General features: G+C 55.2%; 23 protein-coding genes and 1 tRNA gene. 14 read left to right on the top strand and 10 right to left on the bottom strand.

Annotation, left to right across the window (positions count from 1 at the left end; genetic code table 11):
• Positions 1–385: 385 nt before the first annotated feature.
• Complete coding sequence (locus ACUN9X_RS10060; RefSeq protein ID WP_445472963.1) at positions 386–1,411, top strand: quinone-dependent dihydroorotate dehydrogenase; 1,026 nt, start codon at positions 386–388, stop codon at positions 1,409–1,411.
• A gap of 236 nt (positions 1,412–1,647) precedes the next feature.
• On the opposite strand, the gene rmf is transcribed toward ACUN9X_RS10060, so the two are convergent.
• A complete protein-coding gene (rmf, locus tag ACUN9X_RS10065) occupies positions 1,648–1,857 on the bottom strand; it encodes a ribosome modulation factor (protein WP_260035253.1) in 210 nt (69 codons plus the stop codon).
• 308 nt (positions 1,858–2,165) lie between these two features.
• On the opposite strand from rmf, the gene rlmKL reads away from it, so the two are divergent.
• The gene (gene rlmKL / locus ACUN9X_RS10070) at positions 2,166–4,349 is read left to right on the top strand and encodes a bifunctional 23S rRNA (guanine(2069)-N(7))-methyltransferase RlmK/23S rRNA (guanine(2445)-N(2))-methyltransferase RlmL (protein WP_445472964.1); all 2,184 of its coding nucleotides are present in this window, start codon (positions 2,166–2,168) and stop codon (positions 4,347–4,349) included.
• Positions 4,350–4,455: 106 nt separating this feature from the next.
• Here rlmKL and ACUN9X_RS10075 read toward each other — a convergent pair whose 3' ends face one another.
• The gene (locus ACUN9X_RS10075; protein WP_445472965.1) at positions 4,456–5,076 is read right to left on the bottom strand and encodes an outer membrane beta-barrel protein; all 621 of its coding nucleotides are present in this window, start codon (positions 5,074–5,076) and stop codon (positions 4,456–4,458) included.
• 169 nt (positions 5,077–5,245) lie between these two features.
• Positions 5,246–5,749 carry a hypothetical protein gene (locus ACUN9X_RS10080; protein ID WP_445472966.1) on the bottom strand — a complete coding sequence of 168 codons (504 nt, stop codon included), beginning with the start codon at positions 5,747–5,749 and terminating at the stop codon, positions 5,246–5,248.
• A 208-nt stretch (positions 5,750–5,957) separates the two neighbouring features.
• On the opposite strand from ACUN9X_RS10080, the gene ACUN9X_RS10085 reads away from it, so the two are divergent.
• The gene (locus ACUN9X_RS10085) at positions 5,958–7,253 is read left to right on the top strand and encodes a M18 family aminopeptidase (protein WP_445472967.1); all 1,296 of its coding nucleotides are present in this window, start codon (positions 5,958–5,960) and stop codon (positions 7,251–7,253) included.
• Between the two features lie 151 nt (positions 7,254–7,404).
• Here the strand turns inward: ACUN9X_RS10085 and ACUN9X_RS10090 are convergent.
• A tRNA-Asn gene (locus tag ACUN9X_RS10090) sits at positions 7,405–7,480 on the bottom strand.
• Between the two features lie 92 nt (positions 7,481–7,572).
• On the opposite strand from ACUN9X_RS10090, the gene ACUN9X_RS10095 reads away from it, so the two are divergent.
• A complete protein-coding gene (locus ACUN9X_RS10095; protein ID WP_445472968.1) occupies positions 7,573–8,580 on the top strand; it encodes a YheT family hydrolase in 1,008 nt (335 codons plus the stop codon).
• A gap of 20 nt (positions 8,581–8,600) precedes the next feature.
• On the opposite strand, the gene ACUN9X_RS10100 is transcribed toward ACUN9X_RS10095, so the two are convergent.
• Positions 8,601–9,218 carry an arylesterase gene (locus ACUN9X_RS10100; protein ID WP_445472969.1) on the bottom strand — a complete coding sequence of 206 codons (618 nt, stop codon included), beginning with the start codon at positions 9,216–9,218 and terminating at the stop codon, positions 8,601–8,603.
• A gap of 120 nt (positions 9,219–9,338) precedes the next feature.
• Here ACUN9X_RS10100 and ACUN9X_RS10105 point away from each other — a divergent pair, with 120 nt between their 5' ends.
• Together ACUN9X_RS10105 and ACUN9X_RS10110 are read left to right on the top strand one after the other, a co-directional pair.
• Positions 9,339–10,073 carry an ABC transporter ATP-binding protein gene (locus ACUN9X_RS10105; protein ID WP_445472970.1) on the top strand — a complete coding sequence of 245 codons (735 nt, stop codon included), beginning with the start codon at positions 9,339–9,341 and terminating at the stop codon, positions 10,071–10,073.
• Positions 10,070–12,559 carry an ABC transporter permease gene (locus tag ACUN9X_RS10110; RefSeq protein WP_445472971.1) on the top strand — a complete coding sequence of 830 codons (2,490 nt, stop codon included), beginning with the start codon at positions 10,070–10,072 and terminating at the stop codon, positions 12,557–12,559. Before ACUN9X_RS10105 ends, ACUN9X_RS10110 begins: the two co-directional genes overlap by 4 nt.
• Positions 12,560–12,564: 5 nt before the next feature.
• Here ACUN9X_RS10110 and ACUN9X_RS10115 read toward each other — a convergent pair whose 3' ends face one another.
• The 4 genes from ACUN9X_RS10115 to ACUN9X_RS10130 form a co-directional block, all read right to left on the bottom strand.
• Positions 12,565–13,341, bottom strand: a complete 777-nt coding sequence (locus ACUN9X_RS10115) for a substrate-binding periplasmic protein (RefSeq protein ID WP_445472972.1) — start codon at positions 13,339–13,341, stop codon at positions 12,565–12,567.
• Positions 13,342–13,548: 207 nt separating this feature from the next.
• On the bottom strand, positions 13,549–14,736 hold the full coding sequence (locus tag ACUN9X_RS10120; RefSeq protein WP_260035263.1) for an iron-containing alcohol dehydrogenase: 1,188 nt from the start codon (positions 14,734–14,736) through the stop codon (positions 13,549–13,551).
• The gene (locus ACUN9X_RS10125; protein ID WP_260035265.1) at positions 14,733–15,281 is read right to left on the bottom strand and encodes a hypothetical protein; all 549 of its coding nucleotides are present in this window, start codon (positions 15,279–15,281) and stop codon (positions 14,733–14,735) included. Before ACUN9X_RS10125 ends, ACUN9X_RS10120 begins: the two co-directional genes overlap by 4 nt.
• Positions 15,282–15,481: 200 nt before the next feature.
• Positions 15,482–16,717 (bottom strand): M48 family metalloprotease, encoded by a 1,236-nt coding sequence (locus ACUN9X_RS10130; RefSeq protein WP_260035754.1) that lies wholly within the window; start codon positions 16,715–16,717, stop codon positions 15,482–15,484.
• Between the two features lie 233 nt (positions 16,718–16,950).
• Here ACUN9X_RS10130 and ACUN9X_RS10135 point away from each other — a divergent pair, with 233 nt between their 5' ends.
• The 5 genes from ACUN9X_RS10135 to ACUN9X_RS10155 all read left to right on the top strand — a co-directional run bounded on the left by ACUN9X_RS10135 (position 16,951) and on the right by ACUN9X_RS10155 (position 21,246).
• Positions 16,951–17,424 carry a PaaI family thioesterase gene (locus ACUN9X_RS10135; protein ID WP_260035266.1) on the top strand — a complete coding sequence of 158 codons (474 nt, stop codon included), beginning with the start codon at positions 16,951–16,953 and terminating at the stop codon, positions 17,422–17,424.
• Positions 17,421–17,855: a PaaI family thioesterase gene (locus tag ACUN9X_RS10140; protein WP_260035267.1), complete on the top strand. Its 435-nt coding sequence runs from the start codon at positions 17,421–17,423 to the stop codon at positions 17,853–17,855. The genes ACUN9X_RS10135 and ACUN9X_RS10140 overlap by 4 nt, the downstream gene beginning before the upstream one ends.
• A gap of 120 nt (positions 17,856–17,975) precedes the next feature.
• The gene (htpG, locus tag ACUN9X_RS10145) at positions 17,976–19,883 is read left to right on the top strand and encodes a molecular chaperone HtpG (protein ID WP_260035268.1); all 1,908 of its coding nucleotides are present in this window, start codon (positions 17,976–17,978) and stop codon (positions 19,881–19,883) included.
• Positions 19,884–19,919: 36 nt separating this feature from the next.
• Positions 19,920–20,147, top strand: a complete 228-nt coding sequence (locus ACUN9X_RS10150) for a DUF2835 domain-containing protein (protein ID WP_445472973.1) — start codon at positions 19,920–19,922, stop codon at positions 20,145–20,147.
• Positions 20,148–20,271: 124 nt separating this feature from the next.
• Positions 20,272–21,246, top strand: a complete 975-nt coding sequence (locus ACUN9X_RS10155; protein WP_445472974.1) for a tRNA dihydrouridine synthase — start codon at positions 20,272–20,274, stop codon at positions 21,244–21,246.
• A gap of 93 nt (positions 21,247–21,339) precedes the next feature.
• On the opposite strand, the gene ACUN9X_RS10160 is transcribed toward ACUN9X_RS10155, so the two are convergent.
• Entirely contained in the window at positions 21,340–23,070 is a 1,731-nt protein-coding gene (locus ACUN9X_RS10160; RefSeq protein ID WP_445472975.1) for a proline--tRNA ligase, read from the bottom strand.
• Between the two features lie 269 nt (positions 23,071–23,339).
• Between ACUN9X_RS10160 and ACUN9X_RS10165 the strand changes: the two genes are divergently transcribed.
• From ACUN9X_RS10165 to ACUN9X_RS10175, 3 genes are read left to right on the top strand one after another with little or no spacing between them, the layout of a single operon-like run.
• Entirely contained in the window at positions 23,340–23,750 is a 411-nt protein-coding gene (locus tag ACUN9X_RS10165; protein ID WP_260035273.1) for a PaaI family thioesterase, read from the top strand.
• Positions 23,751–23,790: 40 nt separating this feature from the next.
• Positions 23,791–24,426, top strand: coding sequence for a TetR family transcriptional regulator (locus ACUN9X_RS10170; RefSeq protein WP_445472976.1), 636 nt, complete (start codon positions 23,791–23,793; stop codon positions 24,424–24,426).
• Positions 24,427–24,446: 20 nt separating this feature from the next.
• Positions 24,447–24,995: a lipocalin family protein gene (locus ACUN9X_RS10175; RefSeq protein WP_445472977.1), complete on the top strand. Its 549-nt coding sequence runs from the start codon at positions 24,447–24,449 to the stop codon at positions 24,993–24,995.
• The last annotated feature ends 6 nt before the right edge of the window (positions 24,996–25,001 follow it).

The raw sequence follows: 25,001 nt of genomic DNA on the forward strand, positions 1-25,001 counted from the left end.
CCGGAAATTTATGCATGCACTACCGTGATGCATTTATAACAACATGAAAAATAAAGAAAAATATAGCTGTTCAAAATTTAACCAATCTGTAGATTAGCCCTGAATACAAGGGATCCGTAAAACTGCAGCGGCATTTTCAACAGGGTTATCCACAGATTCCGTGGAAAAGGTCACAAGACCTTCACCATACAGTCATTTAGCGTTCATCCTGGTGTGCTGACCCCGCCTGTGGAAAACCCATGCGGTCTTTTCGGGCGCTAGCCACAGTGCGCATTTATGACAATTTCATGTCGAATCAGATGCCGGGGTATGCAACCTCTTTACGCCATTCTCCGACACATTCCGGTATACTCCGCCCCGACCTTTGCGCAGGAGTTTTCCCACCATGTACAACCTGATCCGCAACCTGCTTTTTCGATTACCACCCGAACAGGCACATCACGTTGCCTTGCGAGCGATGGATATCAGCAATCAACTGGGGCTGCTAGAAAAGTTAAGTCCGCAAGTGCCAGTTGCGCCGGTTGATGTGATGGGTATCCGGTTTCCCAATCCGGTTGGGCTCGCGGCGGGGCTGGATAAAAATGCGCAGCATATCGATGCGCTTGCAGCTTTGGGTTTTGGTTTTATCGAAGTGGGTACGGTAACCCCGCTGGCTCAGCCCGGCAATCCTCAGCCCAGAATGTTCCGGTTGCCTGAACATGAGGCCATCATTAACCGCATGGGTTTCAATAATGATGGGTTGGATAGCCTGGTTGCCAATGTTAAGCGGGCGAAATTCAGTGGGGTCCTTGGCATCAACGTGGGCAAAAACAAGGTGACGCCCAACGAGGAGTCGGAATCCGATTATCGTAAAGGTATTGCCGGTGCCTATGGGTTGGCTTCCTATATTACAGTGAATGTCTCGTCACCGAACACGCCAGGTTTACGGGATCTTCAGTTTGGTGATTCCCTCAAGCAGTTGCTCTTTGCAATCAAGGACGAGCAGGGCGTTCAGCAGGCGCGCTACGGTCACTATGTTCCGATTGCCGTGAAAATTGCGCCGGATATGGACGATCTGGCAATCCGCTTTGTTGCAGATGCATTGCTTGAAAGCGGGCTCGATGGCGTGATTGCGACTAATACCACGATTGAGCGTGACGACGTTGCGGGCCACGCCTTTGCGAATGAAGCCGGCGGACTCAGTGGTCGTCCGGTCAGGGCGTCATCTGTGCGTGTAATAGAAGGGCTTCATAGCACGCTGGGCGATCGAATGCCGATCATTGGTGTGGGTGGGATTGGCGACGGCGCCAGTGCTGCTGAGAAGATTCAGGCCGGGGCCAAGCTGGTCCAGGTCTACACCGGATTCATCTATCGTGGTCCCGCGTTGATTGCCGAAGCGGTTAATGCCATTGCCGCATTAAACAAGGGCTGAGTCCGGTCGCGAAATCGTGGGGAGCATAAATAAAGTGGGCCCGCAGAGCGGGCCCGTGCGGGGGATAAACCCCGTGGCGTGACTTCTTGCAATAGTAAGGGTCGGGTGGACCCTTTGTGGGTTGCTTGAATTTGCCTTATGAAAGCTGTCCGATGTGTTCAGGATCAGTTGCCAGAGACGTCTCTGGCAACTGGATTAGCAACATGTCCTTACTAAGAGACAGCGGATTATCTGTATCAGGCTGTGATGTTGGGGAGTTTATGGATACCGGAGACGCCAGTGTAGCCCTCCCAGTTATCCGTTCTTCCTTCTCTCCATCCGCTCAGCCATTCCTGTCGGATTTCGATTTGCTCTAAAGGGCAGCTATCCTTGGATTTACCGGAAACGCCGGCCAGATAACCCCGTTTGAATGCGCGGGCATTCATATCTCTTTTCTGTCTTTTCATGCTGTTCCTCACCTCATGGGTTTACAGATCATGAGTGTGCACACATGCCAGATGACTTGTTAAAGTCCGGGTTGCCGTTTCCACCGGGCCGCGGATTTCGCAGTCATCAGCATTCAGGATCCTGGCGCCAGCGAGCTTTCTCGCCGACACTTGAAAAGACGCGTCAGGAACAAGGTAAGTCGAAACCAAAGCCCGTGTACACAATTAATTTCATCTAGATGACGGTCGTCTTATAGTTGTGTGACATAACGAATCACACGAAGCGCCGGAATCAGTCAGTTACCATTTTCTTTAACCGGGAGAGCCGCGTGTCTCACCTCGAATTTTTTGTTAGTTGCCCGAAAGGCATTGAATACCTGTTGGCTGATGAGTTGACGGCGCTCGGGCTCGAGGTGCTGCGCCATGCGCCAGCAGGCGTTTGGGCTCAGGGATCGCTGGAATCAGGCTATCGCGCCTGTCTTTGGTCTCGTCTTGCGAACCGGGTCATCCTCCACCTGGCAACAGTGGACGGGCGTTCGGGCGACGGGCTTTATGACGGTGTGATGGCGCTCCCCTGGGAAGAGCATCTGGCCGTGTCTGGCCGGTTTCGAGTGGCATTCAGCGGCGAGAACGACGCTATTCGCAATACTCTGTACGGTATTCAGCGGGTAAAAGACGGCATAGTCGACCGGTTGCGCAGCCCCGAAGGTGAGAGGCCCAACGTTGATACCAGTGAGCCGGATCTTTCTGTTTCTGCTCGTCTTCACCGTGGGGAAGTGCAGATTGGCATCGATCTTAGCGGCCAGAGTCTCCACAAGCGCGGTTACCGCACCGAAAAGGGGATCGCACCGGTGCGCGAGAATCTGGCAGCTGCCCTGTTGATACGGGCTGGTTGGCCAGAAATAGCCAGCCAGGGCGGTGATCTCACTGATCCGATGTGTGGCTCGGGGACGTTGTTGGTAGAAGGCGCGATGATGGCCTGTGACAGGGCGCCAGGCCTCGAGCGGGAGGCGTATGGTTTTAATCGTTGGCTGGGGCATCGACCGACTCTCTGGGAGCAGGTGGTGGCAGAAGCCCAGGAACGGTTTCGGATTGGTCGAGAAAACCTGCGTTCTCGATTCCGTGGCTATGACGAGAACAAGCCCGTCATCGCAACGGCGTGGCGCAACATTGAGCGTGCCGGGTTTGATGACCTGATTCATGTGGAAAAGCGGTCGGTCGCCGACTTCACAAACGAGTCACAGGCCAGCACCGGGTTGATTCTGACCAATCCTCCCTATGGTGAACGTCTGAGTGAGCGCAAAGCGCTGGTGCCGCTGTACGAGAGTCTTGGCGAAGTTGTGAAGCGGGATGCGCAAGGCTGGAGACTGGGGGTATTCACCGGCACGCCGGAGCTCTGTCACTCTCTTGGGCTTCGCAGTTACCGTCAATACCGGTTGTTTAACGGCCAGTTGCCCGCCCAGTTATTGTTGTTCAGCATTGATGGGCAGAGCGAAGCAAGGGTCAGAACCCTGGAAGAGCCAGGCGTTGTAACCCCGCGCATTGCCAATCCCGAGCGAGCAGCGATGCTGACCAATCGTCTCAAGAAAAATCTGAAGCAGCTGGGGCAGTGGGCGCGCAAGAACAATATTGAATGCTATCGCCTCTATGATGCGGACATGCCCGAGTTTGCTTTGGCAATAGACTGGTACCGGGATCGGGTACATGTTCAGGAATATGCTGCGCCGAAAACAGTCGATGCGAGGGCGGCCCATGAGAGGCTGGCTGAAGCCTTGGCTGTCATACCGGATGCGCTGGGCATTGAGCCGGAGGCGATGGTCTGCAAGCAGCGCCAGCGTCAGAGTGGCGATGCCCAGTATGAAAAGCAGGCATCTTCAGCCGATTTCTTCACGGTGCATGAGGGCGGTTGTCTGATCAAGGTGAATCTCAAAGATTATCTCGACACCGGCCTGTTTCTTGATCACCGGTTGGTGCGCCAGTGGATTCAGGCGAATGCGAAAGACAAGCGAGTGCTAAACCTGTTTTGCTATACCGGTGTTGCCACTGTGCATGCGGCCGTAGGTGGGGCGAGAGAAACGCTGAGCGTTGATATGTCGCGCACCTATCTCAACTGGGTCCGGGAAAATCTCCAGCTCAACAAAATGCCTGATCGGTCACACCGTCTGCTCCAGAAGGATTGCTTGCAGTGGCTGGCGGAAAAGCCACTGCCCCAGGATACCGGGTTCGACATTATCTTTATGGACCCACCGACCTTCTCCAACTCGGCTCGCATGGAAGGCGTGCTGGATATTCAGCGCGATCATTCACGTCTGATTCAGCAATCGATGAAGCGTCTGAAAAAGGATGGTGTGTTGATATTCTCTAACAATTTCAGGCGGTTCAAGTTGTCTGAGGCGATCGAGGACAGCTATGACGTTGTCGATATTACGGCGAGAACGCTCGACAAGGATTTTGCTCGCAACCAGCGCATCCACAAGTGCTGGGAAATTCGGCACAAGTCAGTAGGCGAGTAATTAACTGTATGTGAAGGGGTGAAAAGCAGGGCGCCGCGACGGGCGTAAACCTGATCCATTAGAAAAAAACAGGCGCTTTCGCGCCTGTTTTTTTATCTCGGAAATATCAGAATTCGTAGCGCAAGCCGCCGTTGAACTGGTAGCCCATGGCTGATGAGTCGGTATCTTCAAACAAGCGGCCGGCTTCAAGTACCAGGTAAGTATTTTCGGCAAGGTTGAGGTCAATGCCTGCGAGATAGCTGAAGGCGAACGAGCTACCCGGAAAATCGCCTTCGATATCCCGGTATGGCCGGTTGGCGTTGAGGCCTTCGCTTTCCAGATCTGCACTGCCTTTTATGTGAGAGAAGCCGAGCTGCGCGTAGACGTTACTGAAACTGGCGACGTTGTAGTGCATGCCCATGTACCAGCTTGCAAAATAGTCGATATCGATCGTCAGGTCGCTGGTGACTTCACTGCTGGTGATACCGGTGCCGGCTCGTAGTTCAACGTGAAAAAGATCAGAAATGTTCGTTCCCAATACGAGCGTTCCGGCGGATAGCCAGCCTTCGCTGTCGTCGTCGGTATCGGCTACTTTTCTGAGTTGCAAGGCCGAACCCAGAATACTGATGTAATCAAGCCCTGCACGGCTTTTGGTCGGTTTTTCTTTGTTTTCCTGGGCCTGAAGCGGTGAGGCTCCCAGAGTTAAACAGACAAGAAGGAGCGATAAACGTACGGCGTACTTCGTCATTGTTGGCATTCCTGGCCTGGAGACTGACCACGTGATGGGCGGTGCAGCTAAATGTCAGAGCGGGGCGATTCACGCGCCACCCGCAATGGCGCCGCGTGGGCAGGCGGATGACGCATATAAATCTGCATCCGATTCTGACGGGTGAGGCCGGGACTTGCGCGGACTCAGATCACAAATCGTCGGGCTGATAGTCCTCGGGGATGATTCCTTCGTCCCGCGCAAGCATCAGCAATGCATAAACGCCGCTTTCCGGGAGTTGAGGATCCAGTCCATGAGTGAAAAGCACTTCGCGCCGCCAGTCTTCAATTTCAGCAGCCGTAAGACGCTTGACCAGATTGTCGATGGTTGCGAGTTCAAAGGGCACGGGCATTGCCAGTGCATCGAATATCAGGTCGACGAGGCCTTCGTCCGGGTCGATGCCATCGACAAAAACGGTCTTGTCTGACAGATCTTCATTCAGGTCGCGTACCAGTTCAATCAATGGGACGCCCTGTTCTTCAAGGTAGCGCAGGTCAACATCGAGTGACTCCGGATCGTCGGGAAGCCAGTTATCGTCAGGCGCGATAACGACCGTCTTCATGCTGCCATCTTCCAGTGACCATGCCATGGCGGTGGGGAAGCACATTTCGCCAGTGTCGGCGAATTCGATATCTATAAACTGGGGTATTCTCATTGCTCAGAAGTTCCCGAAGCCTGTCAGGTTGAAGGCGCCAGCATAACAGGAATTGACGGACCCCGAGAGCCACGCCGATGGGCGATTTTCGGTGATAGTCGTGAACACAGTAGAATTACTGAGGAATCGCGATTTCGGCGCGCTCGCTGATCATGCGATACTGGCATCACAAGACTTATTCTCTTTTCAATCGGGCACATGGGTACTCATGGATTACGCGGCATTCAATCAAGAGCTGTTTGATTTTATCGGCAATTCACCAACGCCATATCACGCGGTAGGGCAAATGGCAGAGCGACTTGAGGCCGTCGGTTTCGAGCCCCTGGACGAACGTGCCAGCTGGTCGTTGGAAGCGGGTAAGCGCTATTACGTGACCCGCAATGACTCGTCCCTGATTGCATTTCAGACCGGTACAGGCAACCCGGTAGAAAGTGGATTCCGAATGATTGGCGCGCACACAGACAGCCCCTGTCTTCGGATCAAGCCGAACCCTGAGATCTACAAAAAGGGGTTTTACCAGTTGGGTGTCGAAGTCTACGGCGGAGCCCTGCTCAATCCCTGGTTTGACCGTGACTTGTCGATTGCCGGCCGAGTCAGCTTTGCGGATAGTCAGGGTAAGCTTCAGGATGCGCTGATTGATTTCAAGCGCCCGGTTGTGACGATCCCCAGTCTGGCGATTCACTTGGATCGCGAAGCCAATAACAGCCGCACGGTGAATGCCCAGACCGATCTTCCGCCGGTGCTGATGCAATCTGCTGAAGCTGATGCCGTGCCATTCAAGGCTCTGTTGGCTGCCGAACTGGCCAAGCGGCAGCCGGCGCTGGATGTCGGTCAGGTGCTCGATTACGAGCTTAGTTTGTATGACACGCAGAAGCCGGCACTTGTCGGACTCGAAGAGGAATTTATCGCTTCGGCCCGCCTGGATAATCTGTTGAGCTGTTTCATCGGCCTGAAAGCCTTGATTGATGCTGATTCATCCCAGGCGGCGGTGCTGGTCTGTAATGACCATGAGGAAGTGGGCAGTATGTCGGCTGAAGGGGCTCAGGGCCCTTTTCTGTCGTCAGTACTTGATCGTTGGATTGGTGCTGGTGATCGCTCGCGAGCGATTGCCCAATCGATGATGATTTCTGCTGATAATGCACACGGTGTGCATCCAAACTTTGCGGATCGGCATGATGGTAATCACGGGCCGCTCCTGAACGCCGGCCCGGTGATCAAGGTGAACAACAATCAGCGTTATGCAACGAATAGCCGTACCGCTGCGTTGTACCGCCATCTGAGCGAATCCCTGTCGCTGCCTTGTCAGACTTTTGTGGTGCGCAGCGATATGGGGTGTGGCAGTACAATCGGTCCTTTGACAGCCGGTAATCTGGGGGTTCGTACGCTCGATATAGGCGTTCCCCAGTTTGCCATGCACTCTATCCGCGAAATGATCGGTTTCAGGGACGGTGTTGTATTGTACAAGGTGCTGAAGGCCTTCCTGGGGCTTGAGGCCGTAGGCTGAGGGTAGCAAACGCCCGCCTACTCAATCAGGTGAACTGATTGAGTAGGCGGGAGTGCCACGTAGGCTGATAATAATCTTCGCCTGCGTGGTCTGGTTTTCACCATTGCCAGAAACGAAAAAGGCCGCTCAATTGAGCGGCCTTTTAGAATAGTGGCTCCCCGAGCTGGGCTCGAACCAGCGACAAACGGATTAACAGTCCGTTGCTCTACCAACTGAGCTATCAGGGAACAGCAGGCGCGCATATTAAGGAAGTTGCTCAGGGTGGTCAACCCTCTAAAAGGTAAAACTCACTCAAATTCCGGATTCTCCTGATCAAGCGATGAAAAAATACCAGTCAGAACCCCAACCCGTGCCGGCAGCGGTTTCGTCCACAGGTACTTACCGTCCGCCGCTTTGGCTGCGCAACGGCCATTTGCAGTCGGTCTGGCCCAGCCTTTTCCGGCGTGTTGAGTTGGCTGCGCCGCAAAGTGAAACGCTGCAAACCGACGATCAGGATGAATTGCATCTGGATTGGTACCGACAGGGCAGCGGGCGTCTGGCGATTATTAGTCATGGCCTGGAAGGTCACAGTCGGCGACCTTATGTGTTGGGGCTGGCCAAAGCATTGATCGCGCAGGGCTGGGATGTGTTGGCGTGGAACTTCCGATCCTGTGGTGGCGTGATGAATAAGCAGCCTCGCTTTTATCACAGTGGCGCCACGGTTGACCTGGCAGCCGTTGTGCAGCATGCATTGGGAGCTTCCGATGGGTACCAGCACGTTGCACTTTCAGGGTTTTCGATGGGAGGTAATCTCACGCTGCTGCATCTGGCAGAGCAGGGCGAGCACATCGATCCGCGTATCCGCGGCGCTGTCGCGTTTTCAGTGCCGTGCGATCTGGCGGGCAGTGCCGCCATGCTGGCGCTGCCCAGCCGGAGAATTTACATGAAGCGTTTTCTTGATGACCTGCACGAGAAAATGAAAACCAAGGCCGTGTTATTTCCTGAGCGCATCGACGTGGCAGGCTTCGAGGCGATCCGTAATTTCAGAGAGTTTGATAACCGGTATACAGCGCCGTTGCACGGATTTCGTGATGCTGAGGACTACTGGGAACAAAGCGCCTGCCTGCACCGGCTGAAGGATATTCGCGTTCCGGCGTTGATGGTCAATGCGCAGGACGACCCCTTCCTGTCATCGTCCTGCTTTCCCGGAAAGCGCGAGATCCTCGGGCCCTGCGTTAAGGTCGAGGCCCCGAAGTGGGGTGGTCATGTCGGCTTTGTTGAACTGGCGCGGGATGGCTACTACTGGTCAGAGCGCCGGGCCGTGCGATATCTTGATCAGTTGCTCTGAGACGCCGGTTTTTTGTAAGTTCAATCCTCAAGCAGTGGCTCAAGATGTGGCCAGACGTTTTCCAGCAACCGGGGTTGTGCTTTTTCGGTTGGATGTAATCCATCCCCTTGCATCATGCCGGGTTGGTTATAAATATTGTCCATAAAGAAGGGGACCAGGGCAGTATCTTCGCTTTCTGCAAGGTCAGGATAAATCGCAGCAAAGGCCTCGGTATAGCGCTTGCCATAATTGGGGGGCAGCTGCATGCCCACAAGAAGGACCCGGCTATTGATGGCCTGGGCTTGCTCAATCATGGCCTTGAGATTGTTGCGGGTCACCGTTGGCGGAAAGCCCCTTAAACCGTCGTTGGCACCGAGTTCGATGATCACGATGGAGGGCTGGTGGCGCTCGAGTAGTTCTGGCAGGCGCCGCAGGCCGCCATCAGTGGTTTCGCCGCTGATGCTGGCGTTGGCGACCTCCCAATCATCGGTCGACGCTTTATCCAGCCGGGAACGCAGCAGCGCCACCCAGGCTGTTTCAGTGTTAACCCCATAGGCCGCACTGAGGCTGTCACCCATCACCAGGAGAGTGTTCGGAGCAGCAGATGCAATTGCAGCGAACGCCAGTGTGAAAAATAAAACGACTGATCTCAGGAACATATACCCCGTATCCTTAGACTAAGTACTTTTGCCGGTCGTAAAACACCGGACCGGATTTATCAAGACTCTCTGTAGTGAGCATACCAGAGGAGTCGATCATGAAAACGTTGAGGAGGTGCCGTGGCAACCGGCGAATATATTCTGAAGGTGACAGATCTTACCCACAGGGTCGATCTGGGGCACGACACTTTGACCATTTTGCACGATGTTAATTTAACCGTTATGGCTGGCCAGTCAGTTGCTATTGTCGGGCGTTCCGGCTCGGGCAAAACCACATTGCTGGGATTGCTTGCCGGGCTGGACACACCTTCGGACGGGCAGATCGAGCTGGATGGGCAGGTCATCAGTCAGTTGGGCGAAGATCAGCGTGCGGCTCTGCGGGCCCAGCGGGTGGGGTTTGTTTTTCAATCGTTTCAGCTGCTGCCAGCACTGACCGCGCTGGAAAATGTCATGTTGCCGTTGGAACTGGCCGGCCAGAAGGAAGCAGCCAGCCAGGCGACTGAGCTGCTTCAGCGGGTAGGGCTGGGTGACAGGCTTACACATACGCCCCGACAGCTGTCCGGTGGCGAGCAGCAACGGGTTGCCATTGCCCGTGCCTTCGCCGCGCGGCCAAAGATTCTGTTTGCGGATGAGCCCACCGGCAACCTGGATAACAATACCGGTCAGACGGTGTCGGACTTGCTGATGGCGCTCAATCGCGAACAGGGTACCACCCTGATTATGGTGACCCACGACGAACACCTTGCTGCCCGTTGTGAGCGTCAGTTCTCGATAGAGGCCGGCGTCCTGACTGAACCAGCCAGTCAGCCGGTCGATAACCTGCCCCCACGGACGGCTCAACAGGAAGCATTATGAATCAGGCCTCTGGCAGATTGTCGTCAGTCAGACGTGACTGGCGTGAACGGGATGTGCGGGTACTGATCGCCGCGCTGGTGGTGGCTGTCGCAACGGTGGCAACCATTGCACTGTTTGCCAGTCACCTGCAGCGGACTCTGGTGTCTTCAGCCAGTGCTTTTCTTGCGGCTGATCGTCAGCTCGAAAGCGAAAACGGGCAACCCATCCCCCAAGCCTGGCGGGATAAAGCGACGGAAAGAGGGCTTGAGGTAGCGCGCATGGTGGAGTTTTCCACCATGGTGTACGGCAACGACAATTTCCAGCTGGTGGCGGTCAAGGCTGTCAGTGAAGGCTATCCGCTGCGGGGTGAGATCGAGTATCAGGCGGCGGCCGACAGTCCACGGGAAATGCGCAGCGCCGGTCCAGGGCCTGGCGATGTCTGGCTCAACCCCAGGTTGCTGCGTCTGCTGGACGTAACGATCGGCGATAGCATTGAGGTGGGTAATCTCGAGCTTACTGTGAGCGGGTTGCTGATCCGTGAACCGGATGGTGGCTTCAGCATGTCGGCGCTGGCGCCAAAAATCATGATGAATGCGGCTGACGTGGCGGCAACCGGAGTGTTGCAGGTCGGCAGTCGGGTGGAGTACGTGAACCTCTTTGCAGGCGAAGAGGCGGCACTGGATGATTTTTATGCCGAGGTGAAGCCTGACTTTTCGCCAAGTCACGAGTGGAAAAGCGTTGACGATGGCGAAGCTCTCTCAGGATCACTTCAGCGTGCGCGCCGCTTTCTCTTGCTGGGCGGCAGTCTGGCAGTGCTGTTGGCTTCGGTAGCGGTAGCCGTTGCGGCCCGGCAATATGCCGTCGGCCAGCGGGATACCGTCGCCTTGTTGAAAACGCTGGGTGTGCGCGGCCAGCGTATCGGTCGCCTTTACCTGTCCCGATTGATGATCTGGGGTATCGCCGGGACGCTGGCGGGTGTGGTAATTGCTCTGCCAGCTTTTTGGGGGTTGGCGTCGTTGACCGCGCGGCTGTTGGAGCGGCCGGTAGATTACAGCATTGATTGGTTCGCTCTCACGCCAGCGCTGGTAACGGCACTGGTGTCGATGATGGCGTTTGCTTACCCGCCGTTACAACGCTTGCGCAGCGTGCCGGCAATGCGCGTATTGCGCAGTGAGCCCGGTGAATCCGGTACCGGTATTGTCCGCGACGGCCTGATAGCGCTGATCGCGATCTTTGGTTTGATCTGGCTCTACGCCGGCGAATTGGGGCTCGTGTTGTCGCTGCTCGGCGGGCTTGCGGCTTTGCTGGCTGTGCTTGCGCTATTGGGGTGGGCGATGGTGTTGTTGCTGCGCCGGGTCGTTGGCGGTGGTAACGCCTGGCGTCTGGCGCTTGTGGGTTTGTATCGTCATCGCAAGGCGAGTTTGTCGCAGATTGCAGTGTTCTCGATGACGCTAATGCTGGCCGCGACGCTGCTGCTGATCCGTTCATCGCTGCTCGATGACTGGCAGGCACAGTTGCCAGATGATGCCCCCAATCATTTCCTGATCAACATCGCGCCCGATGCAGTTGACGATGTCGAACAGTTTCTGGCCAAGAACGATCTTGCCAAAGAAGCCATCTATCCGATGGTGCGTGGACGCCTCACGGAGTTGAATCACGAGCCGGTCAAGCAGGCTGTCAGTAAAGACCGGGAAGTGCGGGCGTTGAATCGCGAGCTCAATCTGACCTGGATGAACAGCCTGCCGGCCGACAATACGATTGTGTCAGGTGAGTGGTTCGAACCGGGGCAGACAGAGGGCGTTTCAATTGAATCCCAGTTGGCGGATCGCATGGGGGTCAAGGTTGGGGATGTGCTTGGATTCACCATCGGTTCCCAAAAGATCGAACAGCCCGTTACCAGTATTCGCACGGTTCAGTGGGACAGTATGCGCCCCAACTTTTATCTGGCCTTTCCGGAAGGTGGCGGTTTAACGGGTTTACCGGCCACCTGGATTACCAGTTTTTATCTGGGTGAAGACCAGAAGCTGCTGCTGAACGATTTTACCCGCGAGTTCCCCACAGTCTCGGTGCTGGAGGTTGATCACATTATTGATCGCATTCGCGAGATTGTTGTTCAGGTGACACAGGCGATTGAGGCGATCCTGATCATGATTCTTGCGGCTGCAGTCGTCGTCATGGCTGCTGTGGTCAGTGCGACACTTCAGGACCGTCAAAGAGAAGGGGCATTGCTTAGAACGCTGGGTGGGCGGCAGTCGCTACTGGTTAGAAGCACCATGCTTGAATTTGCATTGCTGGGCTTCTTTGCCGGTTTGTTGGGTGTCGTGGCGGCGGAAGTCGCCGTCTGGGCGCTACAGTACCGGATGTTCCAGGGCGAATTCCAATGGCATTTCAGGATCGTAGCCACGCTGCCACTGATCAGTGCGGTTGTGCTGTCGGTGTTCGGCTACTGGCAACTGCAACCGGTTTTGAAAGTATCGCCAATGCTGCTTTTGCGGCGCCTCGAATAATCGTCTTAGCGATAAGCGGCGAGTATGGATTCCAGCTCGCCGCTGTCTTTCATCTTCCCCAGCTCTTCGTTGTACTGGCTGACAAAAGCCGCCATGTCCGGACGCAGCATCAGGCGCAGGCCGACATCAGTCAGCGGCTGCTTGCTGATATGAAACTGGCCTTGCCAGCCATTTTTACGGATCATCCACTGGCCAACCAATCGATCTGACACCGCCACATCGAAATCATCGCCGTGCATCAGGAACCTGAAAATATCCTGATCTTTCGGAACATCAAAACGCTTGGCTTTTCCTGAAGTAAACATATCCCGGATATTCGGATACTTGTAACCCAGATGCGTCAGCACGGTCATTGATTCCAGATCAGCCGGGCGGAAGTACTCAAAGGCGCGCTCTGCGCGGCTGAAGAAGACCTCGCTTACCTGAACGATGGGGATTGTAAAAACAAAGTTATCGGGTTCTTCCGTCCACTCTTTCGCTCTCGGTGTTGCGTCGATCATGCCATCAGTCAGCATGCCATCCACGCGCTTGCGTGGAACTTTGAGAGCTTCAAGTTGGTAGCCGAGCCGTTCACAGATCACCGTAGTGACATCCCAGACGATACCCCTGAAACGATCGCCTTTTTCGACGATGGTGTATGGCGGATACCCGTTAGGCGAGACATTAAGTTTCAGTACTCGGGCAGATGACGGGCCCGATACTTCTGAAGCAGAGGCGACAGGAAAAACGGCAGGCGTGAAGAGGAGCCCGATAAGTAGCGCGCGATAAACCGAGTGAAACATTGAGGCGCAATCCAGCAAACAAAAGCCTGAATTTACCCCGTTTCCGATGAGGTATTACAGACAAAAAATAGGGCTGTTCTTATTCCATGGACAGGCCGGTATTTTGCCAGAGAGGGGGTTTGAATGTCGCGTAGTGAAATGTAAACATTTGACTTGTTTGGAGAAATAAGTCGCCGCAGGCGATAGACCTGCGGCGAAAGGTGGGGATCAACCCCAGGCGCGTTTCAGCACGGCCATGGCATCTTCGAATGTCACTTCTCGAGGGTTGAACATAATGGAGCCATCGTCCAGCGCGGTGCGGGCGATGCGTTCAAGCTGATCTTCGGTGACCTTGCCGGTTTCCTGCAGTGTGCGTGGCAATTTGCAAAGCTGGTAGAGCTCGTCGCGGAGTTTTCGAATGGCTGAAATGCATGCCTCGGCGCGCTGGTTTGCCGGCGTTGTGGCATAGACATCGGGGCCGACCATATAGATCAGCAGATCGCTCAGAGAGTCGCGAATGTTCTCCAGGTTATATTCCAGTACATAAGGCATGTACAGGCTCATGCAGAGACCATGGGGCAGGTGGCAGATGGCACCAGTCGCATGCCCCAGAGAGTGAACCAGCCCCACCATGGAATTGGAGAATGCGATACCCGCCATGGTGGACGCCTGAGCCAGTTCCAGCCGACCGTCAGCGTCCTTTGGATGCTTCATTACATGCAGCAGGTTATCGGTAATCTTTCGCACAGCGGCGGTGGCATACGCGTCGCTCAACGGATTCTTGGCCAGGCAGGTAAAGGCTTCAGTGGCGTGGGTCAGCGCATCCATGGCCGTTGCCGCCGTGATGTGCGGTGGCAGCGTGAGTGTCATGCGCGGGTCAATAATCGCGGCGTTCGGCAGCAGGAAAGAAGAGGTGAAAGGCAATTTCACCGATTTCTCAAGGTCTGCTATAACGGCAACAGAGGTAACTTCCGATCCTGTTCCGGCTGTTGTCGGTACTACAAAAAAGGGTTTCAGGGCGCGTTTCAGAACGCCCGCTCCGGCGTAGGCCGACAGGTCATTGCCGCCTTCTGATACCAGGATGTTAACGGCTTTCGCCGTATCGATTGCTGAGCCACCACCGACTGCAATGATTGAATCGCACTTTTGCTCGCGATAGACCGCTGCAATCGCTTTCACTACGTGGGTAGATGAATCCGGTGGTACGTCATCATAGATCGAGACGATCTCCTGTCCGCCTTCTTCACATGCTTCAATCACCGGCTCCAGCAGGCCGGCGGCGCGCACACCTTTATCGGTAATCAGCAGCGGGCGTGTGGCGGACAGTCCGGCCAATTCATAGGGAATATGCTCCAGCGCCGCTTTACCGGCTATCACTTTGACAGGGCAAAAAAACTCGTAATAACGCTGACTCATGATGCTCTCGCTGTATCAAAGAAAAGGTTGGCGACTTTCAGGTATATCCGCGCTGCACTGACAACTTTTTCCGGCAGGCCCAGGTTTGCGGGGTATTCCTTGACGGCTCTGCTGGCAACCAACTTGGGCAGAATAAACGCTTCCAAACGGTTGAGAATGCGGGTCATGCGAATGGCGTAACTGACATCGCCATCCACCAACATGCGGTCGTTGGCAAAGGCGATCGCGGTTTTCTCCTGGAAGGACACCACCATGTAGGCGTGCGCGATGTGCTTGAACTGGATCGATAGATCAATTGGCCGGGGTGCGGTTGTGCCGAGATACTTGAGGTACCCCTCGCCCAGGTGTTCGACGATCAGATTCGACCCTGCCGGCATGACTTTCATTTCGAACAGAAAGCCTACCGGTAAACTTTTGGCTTCTTCCCGCGCTGAGGCATCGACCTCACTCAATCCCTGCATGGCACGGCCCATGACCTGAAACATCAGTTCGACGTAGAGCCGTCGTGCCTGCAGCGCCATCGGTTTCAATCGTTTGGCTAGCATTGTGCAATCCACTTGTTGATTGTATTTATCGATTTTTAGAGCTTTTGCTCTAAAAGTCAACGAAAGAACACCAATGGAGTTGTCATTTTGAGCCATACGGCATTAAAGCAGGTTGGAACACAGGGGATGGAGGGGCAGCGGGCGGGCGTGCCGGCACCACCTTCAGCGGTGGTGCCGGCAAAAAGGGGAGTGATTCCTGATTACTGCTGTTGGGTTAATGCAGCGAGTTTCTGTTGCGCCTCTGCGGCAATGTCACCGCTGGCCTGGGCTGCCACCTGATAGTACTTGATGGCCTCATCCCGATTATTCTGTTTGACCGCAATATCGCCCAGTCGAAGAAACGCGATGGAGGTTGGCACGGTCTGATTCGCTGCCAGCAGATCCTCTTTGGCTTGATCCAGCTTGTTCTCATCGAGATAGCCCAAGCCGCGGTGAAGTCGGTAGCTGAACATTTCCGGATACAGTGAAACCGCTTTGTCGAAATCTTTCTGGGCGGCGGCGTCTTTTTTCTGCTCCTTCAGGATTTGTCCGCGGAGTGCATAAAAGGCCGCTTCATCGGGCTCAATCTTGATTGCCTTATCTAGCTTGCCCAGTGCCGCATCCAGATCGCCGGCTTCGGCCAGTTTCTGCGCTTCGGCCTGAGCGTCGTAGGCCGGTTGCTTGCTGCGCAGGTAGGCGAGTTTTTTGTCGTAGACATCTTTACCCCGGTAACCGCCGGGATTTCCCAATTCCTTTACTGACGCCTGATTCTCTTCAACCCGATCTTCCGACGGCGGATGGGATGCCAGTAGTCCATCTATCCAGCCGGGATTGCTGCCTTCGGATAGCTTGAGGAAGATTCGTTGAAGCTCGACAGCAGCCTGCGGGTCGTAGCCTGCCTTGACCATATAGCGCATGCCGTAGTGGTCGGATTCCAGTTCGTGGGATTGGCTGTATTGCGCCATCGTCAGCTGTGTTCCCAGTGCCGCACCGCCCATAATCAGGCCGGCATAGTCGTTGTCACTGAGTGCGATGCCAAGCCCGGCAACTCCGGCGTTGATCAGCATGCCTTGCTGCATTCTTTGAACGCTGTGGCGGGCTGCGGCATGGACAATTTCGTGGCCCAGAACCGATGCAAGCTGTGCCTCGTCCTGCAGTTGCACCAACAGCCCCCGGTTAATCGCAATCTTGCCGGAGGGCAGCGCCCAGGCGTTGGGCACGCCACTGTTCAATACCACGAACTCATACGGCAGATCCGGGCGATCACTGACGGCAGCGAGTTTCTTGCCTACTTCGCTGACATAGAGTGTGAGCTCGGGGTCGACATAGTATTTCCCGCCCTGAGTCTGCTGGGTTGGCTGGTATTGCTCTGCACCCATCGCCATTTCCTGGCTCTCGGGTATAAGCGATAACTGGGATTCACCGGTGACAGGGTTGACTGAGCAGCCAGCCAGCATCAGTAAGGTGGTGCACAAGACGGTCAGGCGAGACAAGGAAAAAGGGATCACGTATCACTCCATGGTCAATGATCAGGTTCTGGCGTCAGGTTATAGCACAACAGTGGCGACGACCTGAAGCAGGTGATTAAGCGGGGGCTGGTAGAGGTGACGTGGGCCATTCTGTATCATTTGCAGTCTGTGGCCTCACCGCCAGACCAGTGAGCGATACCTGTGATCCAAGGTAAATCCAAATGAATGATGAGATGCGATTCGGGCGGGTCAGCCGCTTTGTAAGCACGCTGGCGCAAGCCGGAGAGTTGGGTATAGAAGTCACTGAAGCGAGAGAAAACAGATTGATTCTTCGCTTACCCTATAGCGAAAAGATTATTGGCAACCCCGAAACCCGCGTCATTCATGGCGGCGCGATTACCACACTGATGGATACCGCCTCGGGTTCGGTCGTGATCTGCGCCTTACCCGATTTTGAGCTTTGCCCAACGCTTGATCTGCGGGTTGATTACATGCGCCCGGCAGAGCCGGACCAGCCCGTATTTGCGAGAGCTGAAGCCTACCGGGTGACCCGCAATATCATCTTTACCCGCTGCGAAGCCTTCCAGGAGTCCGACGGCCAGACGATAGCCAACTGTGTCGCCACCTTTATGCGCATAGGCAAGGAAGCGACCCCTAAAGCCTACCGTGACCTGATTACCGGAGATGTCGAATGACCACGCCCGAGGTGCTCAAGTACACACAGCAGACCGGTGATTTCTCAAAAATGTTGGCGAGTATTCCCTACGCCGGCACCATCGGGCTGATGTGCGAACAGTTTGGCGACGATCTGATTTTTCGTCTGCCCCGCAAGCAGGAAAATCTGGGAAACCCCATTCTACCGGCGATTCATGGCGGAGTGATTGGCGGCTTCATGGAGCTGTCGGCAGCGATCTATCTGATGATGTCCCAGGACGCACTTCGAATGCCACGCATCGTCGATTTCTCTCTGGATTATCTGCGTGCGGGGCTCGATCGCGAGACTTACGCTGAATGCCGGCTGACACGGCAGGGCAACCGGGTAGCGAACGTGATGGTCACCGCTTGGCAGAAGTCCCGTGCCCAGCCTATTGCGACCGCCCGCGCCCATTTCCTGATGGAAGACTGACCCCATTTAACTCTTGAAATACCGGGGGCCGCCCCAATCTTCATTGCCAGACGTTGAACGGCCGCTCACGGAGGCGGCCGCCACATTGAATAATGGTACTGAGCAAGGAGATACCCCGTCATGACGGTCGAAGCCCAAAAAGAGACCCTCGGTTTTCAGACTGAAGTGAAGCAACTGCTTCAACTGATGATTCACTCGCTGTACTCCAACAAGGAAATTTTCCTGCGCGAGCTGATCTCGAACGCGTCGGATGCGGAAGATAAACTTCGGTTTGCTGCGCTGAAAGACGACAGCCTGTACGAGAATGATCCCGACCTGAAAATCCGTCTCGATTTCGACGCTGAAGCCAACACCGTCACCCTGACGGACAACGGTATCGGCATGAACCGTGAAGATGTGGTTCAGAACCTGGGGACCATCGCCCGTTCCGGCACTGCTGAGTTTCTGGGCCAGCTCACGGGTGACGAGAAGAAAGACAGCAAACTGATCGGCCAGTTTGGTGTGGGCTTCTATTCGGCGTTTATCGTGGCTGACCGGGTTGATGTTTTCACCCGCCGTGCCGGCGCTCCGGTGAGCGAAGGTGTGCATTGGGAATCAAAAGGCGACGGTGAGTTTACGATTGAACCGGTCGATCGTGAGAGCCGCGGCACCCAAATTGTGCTGCACCTCAAACCCGAAGCCAAAGAGTTCGCTGACGGCTACCGTCTGCGTAATCTCGTCAAGAAATACAGTGATCACATCTCGTTCCCGGTTGTAATGAAAGCCGAAGTGTCTGACGAAGATGGAAAAGAGACGGAAGCCGCCGCCGACGAGACCGTAAACGAAGCGACAGCTTTGTGGACCCTGCCGCGCACCGAGATCAAAGACGACGAATACAAAGCTTTCTACAAGCACATTGCGCATGATTTTGAAGATCCACTGAGCTGGTCGCACAACAAGGTCGAGGGTAAGCTGGACTACACCAGTCTGCTGTATATCCCGGCCCGTGCTCCCTTTGATCTCTATAACCGTGAAGCGCCTCGTGGCCTGAAGCTCTATGTCCAGCGCGTATTCATCATGGACCATGCCGAGCAGTTCCTGCCGCTGTACCTGCGTTTTGTTAAGGGTGTAGTAGACAGCAATGATCTGTCACTCAACGTATCTCGCGAGATTCTGCAGAACGACAGCACCGTTGAAAGCATCAAGTCTGCGCTTACCAAGCGGGTGCTGGATATGTTGTCGAAGCTGGCCAAGAAAGAGCCTGAGCAGTACCAGTCATTCTGGAAAGAATTCGGTTCAGTGCTCAAAGAAGGGCCGGCTGAAGATTTCAGCAACAAAGAGAAAATCGCCGGCCTGTTGCGCTTTGCTTCAACTCATACCGGCGATAGTGCGCAGACAGTCTCGTTGGCGGACTACATCGGTCGGATGAAAGATGCCCAGCAGAAGATTTACTTCATTGCTGCAGACAGCCATACCGCTGCCAAGAGCAGTCCGCACCTGGAAATCTTCCGCAAGAAAGGGATTGAAGTGCTGATCCTTTCTGACCGTATCGACGAGTGGATGATGGGTTACCTGACCGAGTTTGACGGCAAGCAACTGCAGGATGTGGCGCGCGGTGAGCTTGACCTCGGTGATGAGGAAGCAGAGGAAGAGAAGAAGCACCAGGAAGAAGCGACCAAGGCGCACAAGGATTTGCTTGACCGGATCAAGTCATCACTCGAAGATCGTGTTCAGGAAGTCCGCGTGACCAACCGTTTGACCGATTCGCCGGCATGTCTGGTCGTCGGTGACTACGACATGGGTGCACAGATGAAGAAGATTATGGAAGCGGCCGGGCAGAAAGTGCCGGACAGCAAGCCGATCTTCGAAATCAATGTGGATCATCCGCTGGTAGGCCGTCTTGAACAGGAAAAATCGGACACCCAGTTCGGTGATCTGGCATCCGTACTGTTCGATCAGGCGACACTGGCCAGCGGCGAACAACTGCAGGATCCGGGCGCATATGTCAGTCGCCTGAACCGCCTGCTACTTGATATGAGCAACAGCTGATCCCTGTTCATCGTTGACAATATAGAGTCGTCTGACATGAAAAGTATCATCGTGGACATCGCCATCGGGCCACAAGAGTGGCTGAAGCTATACGAAGGCGTTGCCCGCGATGTGAGTACGGTCTCACGGGATGGACGAACTGTCCGTTTTCCTGCCCGTATCCTGTCCCGGTTTGCGCTTCGGGATGGTGTTAATGGCTCATTTCAGATCAACTTTGATGATACTGGTAAATTTCATTCTGTTGAGCGTCTGGGTACCGGCTGACGGCATTTGCAAACGCGGAAGACCGCAGACGACGTAAGTAAAAGCCGGTGGGAATGGCTCACCGGCTTTTTTTTGTCCGCAATCCCTCTACAATGCGCCCATTCCTTTAGCGGTAGTTTGTGGCATGCGTATTTTTCTCGCCCCTATGGAGGGGCTGGTTGATTCCTATATCCGGGAGATTCTGTCGGCCGTTGGCGGCGTTGATCGCTGCGTCACCGAATTTATCCGGGTCACTCGCGGCATTCTGCCACCCAGGGTGTACTACCGCTATGCGCCTGAACTACATAATAATTGCCTGACGCAGGCCGGTGTACCCGTGGCTGTTCAGCTGCTGGGATCGGATATTGGCCAGATGGCGCTGCATGCGCAGCGTGCGGTGGAGCTAGGCGCGCCCCAGATTGATATTAACTTTGGTTGCCCCGCCAAAACCGTCAACAAGCACAAGGGCGGTGCTGTTCTTCTGAGAGAACCCGATCTCCTGTTCGCGATTACGCGTGCTGTTCGCGAAGCCGTCCCCGCGGATATCCTGGTCACCGCGAAAATGCGTTTGGGTTTTGATGATCGTTCGATGGGTGTGGCCTGTGGCCAGGCGCTCGCGGATGCCGGCGCGGCTGAAATCTGTATTCACGCCCGAAGCAAGGTCGACGGCTACCGTCCTCCGGCCTACTGGGAAGAAATCGCGAAGGTGCGGGAAGCCGTCAATACGCCGATCATTGCCAACGGTGATATCTGGTCGGTAGAGGACTACTGGCGCTGCCGCGACGTTTCGGGTTGTGACGACGTGATGATCGGCAGAGGGCTGATCGCCCGGCCAGACCTCGCTCGCCAGATAAAGGCCAGCCAGCAGCAGGCCCATTGCCCGGACATGCAGTGGCCAGAAGTGATCGAGTTAATGGTCGAATACTGTCGTGCACTGCAGCTGATCATCGAGTCACGTTACGCCGCCGGCCGGATCAAGCAATGGCTCAATTACACCCGTCGGCAGTATGCCGAAGCCGAAACCTGCTGGCAGACCGTGAAGCGCGAGAATGATGCAGACCGGATGTGCGAATTGTTGCGAGCCAGCGGTGACGAGGCTCTTAGAAGGGCCGTTGCCTGATGGCAGGTTAAGACCTGATCAGGTGCTCTTGCTGGAAATGGAATGGCAAAACACTTCGGGCGCCAGCAGTCTGACGCCCGAAGCCGTGTTTGATCAGAGGTTCTGATCAGCAGCGTTTTTCAGAACCGTGAGCGCATCTGCAATCGCAATATCCTGTTTGTCGGCATCGCTGCGGCCTTTGTACTCCAGGGTCCCGGCGGTCAGGCCGCGATCTGAAACCACAAAGCGATGCGGAATGCCGATCAACTCCATGTCGGCAAACTTGACGCCAGGGCGCTCGTTACGATCATCCAGCAGCACGTCAAAGCCTGCCTGACCCAGTTCTTCATACAACTTCTCTGCTGCGGCCATCACATCCGGCGATTTGTGGGCGTTCAGCGTCACAATCACGACTTCGAATGGTGCGATTGAGGCAGGCCACAGAATGCCGCGGTCGTCGTTGTTCTGCTCAATGGCGGACGCCACAATGCGCGATACGCCAATGCCGTAACAACCCATCTCCAGAATTGCGGATTTGCCATTCTCATCCAGTACGGTGGCGTTCATCGCTTTGCTGTATTTATTGCCCAGCTTGAAGATGTGCCCGACTTCGATACCGCGCTTGATCTCCAGATGCCCATCGCCGTCAGGGCTGGGGTCGCCTTCCACAATGTTGCGCAGATCTTCAACCCGGCCCAGGGGCAGGTCACGCTCCCAGTTGACGCCGGTCAGGTGAACGCCTTCCTTGTTTGCGCCGCAAACAAAGTCGGCCAGATGGGCCGCGCTGCGATCAACAATAACGGTAAGCGGCAGATCAACCGGGCCGATTGAGCCAGGCTTGCAACCTGCGGCGGCTTCGATCTCAACATCAGTTGCCATCGTGAGGGGCTCGGCGATGTCGGGCAGGTTTTCTGCCTTGATCTCGTTCAGTTCGTGATCACCCCGAAGAATCAGTGCGATCAGTGGCTGTTTCTCGTCTTCACCCGCCACGCCTTTAACGATCAGGGTTTTCACCGTCTGCTTTGCATCGACCTTCAGGAAGTTCGAGATATCAGCAATTGTACGCTGATCAGGGGTGTCGACTGACGCCATCTCCGCAGAAGCAGAAGGGCGGTCACCCGCCGGTGCGACGGCTTCTGCCTTCTCGATGTTGGCAGCGTATTTGCCGCCTGAGCTGAACGCAATCGCGTCTTCGCCTGAAGAGGCCAGCACATGGAACTCGTGGGACGAACTGCCGCCGATTGAGCCTGAATCGGCCTGAACCGGGCGGTAGTCAAGACCGAGACGATCAAAGATGTTGCAGTAGGTCTGGTGCATCACCTGATAGGTTTCGTCCAGTGAGTCCTGGCTGATATGGAACGAGTAAGCGTCCTTCATCAGGAATTCCCGGGCGCGCATGATGCCAAAACGAGGGCGGCGCTCATCGCGGAACTTTGTCTGAATCTGATAGAAATTGGCGGGCAGCTCTTTGTAGCTCTTCAGCTCGTTACGAACCAGATCGGTGATCACTTCCTCATGGGTCGGACCGAAGCAGAAGTCGCGACCGTGGCGATCATTCATCCGTAAGAGTTCTCCACCGTACTGTTCCCAACGGCCCGATTCCTGCCATAGCTCGGCCGGTTGCACGGCAGGCATCAGCACTTCCTGGGCGCCACTCTTGTCCATCTCTTCGCGCACAATACGCTCAACTTTGCGTAGCACCCTCAAGCCCATCGGCAGCCAGGTATAAAGCCCGGACGCCAGTTTGCGGATCATGCCTGAGCGCAGCATCAGCTGATGGCTGATGATCTCGGCGTCGGAAGGTGTTTCTTTCAGAGTGGCAATCAGATAACGGCTAGCGCGCATCGTTTAAGTCCGTGCAGTCAGTCTTTGGATTTAGAGAAGGTTCTTCGGTCATCCCGGGTGTATCCACCGCGTTTTGCGGTGAATCGCACATGCCGAGCATAGCAGGTCAACCGGAAGAGGTTTCCTGGAACGCATCTGCCGGTTATTGTACGGAGCCAAGGGGATCAGGTACAGCCGATACCCACGCAACTTTTGCTGTTTCCTTTATGCTGCCAAAACCCCTCGGGTTTGGTATCCGGGGGAATATTGTGCGCTCAGGAGTAACCATCATGACCCTCAATGCCATTGAAGTAGAAATGCTGATTCGGGAAGGTGTTCCCATGGCCGTTGATATTGATTTCAGGGTTGATGTCGTCAGGGATGGTTTTGCCAGAGCGCGGGTACCGTTTGCCAGTCATCTGGTTCGGCCCGGCGGGACGCTGTCCGGGCCGGTTCAAATGGCTCTGGCGGACGCGAGTATGTATGCTGCCATTCTGGCTTCGCTGGGGCGGGTCGAAATGGCCGTCACCAGCAATCTTAATATTAACTTTTTGCAGAAGCCTGCCGCTGCCGATCTGGTTGCCGAGGCTGTTGTTCTGCGGATGGGGCGCCGTCTTGCCTTTTGTGAAGTGCGGTTGTTGTCCGGTAGTGATGAAAAGCTTGTTGCGCATGTGACGGGCAGCTATGCACTACCCGCGTAACACCGCGAAGACAGGCTCCATCTCCTGACCAGGTAGAACAATGAGCGACAGCGATAATCTTGCAATCCGCCGCAAGCCGGTTCAGGCCCGCAGCCGCGAGCGGGTAGACAGTATCCTCACGCACGCAACACACATCATTAACGATAATGGCGTGGATGCCACCAGTATGTCAGCGATTGCCCGCAGCTCATCAATGTCGTTGGCATCGCTATATCGTTATTTCCCCAACAAATCCTCTATTATCCGCGCGATAGCCGAGCAACACGTTGAAAAGCTCGAGCAAGTCCTGCGCGAACAGTTATCGGAGGATGGGCCCGTTGAAATCATCAACACGGTGCTCGACATCTATTATCAGTTCTATCGTGATGAACCGGCCTACAAGGCAATCTGGTCCGGCGTCGAGGCCATGCCCGAATTGCAGGCGCTTGATCTTCGGGAGTTGTACTCAAACGCCGAAGACATTGATCGCTTTCTTGCGCGCCAGTATCCACAGCTTGGCGAAACCGAACGCCGGTCTGCAAGCCTGATGCTGCCCCGCACCTGCGGCAGCATGCTGCGTCTGGCGGTCACCATGCCTGATGACGAGGCCGTGCTACTCGTTGATGAACTGAAGCGTATGGTGCGTGCGTATCTGTTTTCTCTGGTTAACGAGAAGGGCAGTGGTTCCCTGTCTTGATTACGCAAGGAGGATGCAGCATGAATCCGTTTAAACGGCTTGGGTTGGGTATCGTCATGGGTGCCAGTGTTTGGCTGACGGCATGTACCGGGGTGCCCGAGAATATAACGCCGGTGAATGACTTTGACGCTGAGCGCTATCTTGGCACCTGGTACGAGGTGGCCCGTTTGCCGCATTCCTTCGAAGAAGGGTTGTCGCAGGTGCAGGCTGAATATACGTTGCGGGACGACGGCGATATTCGCGTGGTTAACACCGGCTACAACGCGGATTCGGGGGAGTGGGAACGTGCCGAGGGCGTGGCCAAATTTGTTGAAGGTCCGGAAGTGGGGCATCTCAAGGTCTCATTCTGGGGACCGTTTTATGCCAGCTATGTGGTCGTGCTGCTCGATAAGGACAACTATCAATATTCCATGGTCACCGGACCCGATAAGGACTACCTCTGGCTCCTGTCCCGGGAAAAACAACTGCCGGATGACGTCAAAGACGAGATGCTGAAGGTCGCCGCTGACGCCGGTTACTCCCTGGACGAACTGATCTGGGTTGATCAAAGCGGCGGAACACCGCCTTGACCTGAC

It is taken from the genome of Marinobacter sp. V032 (genome assembly GCF_052645435.1).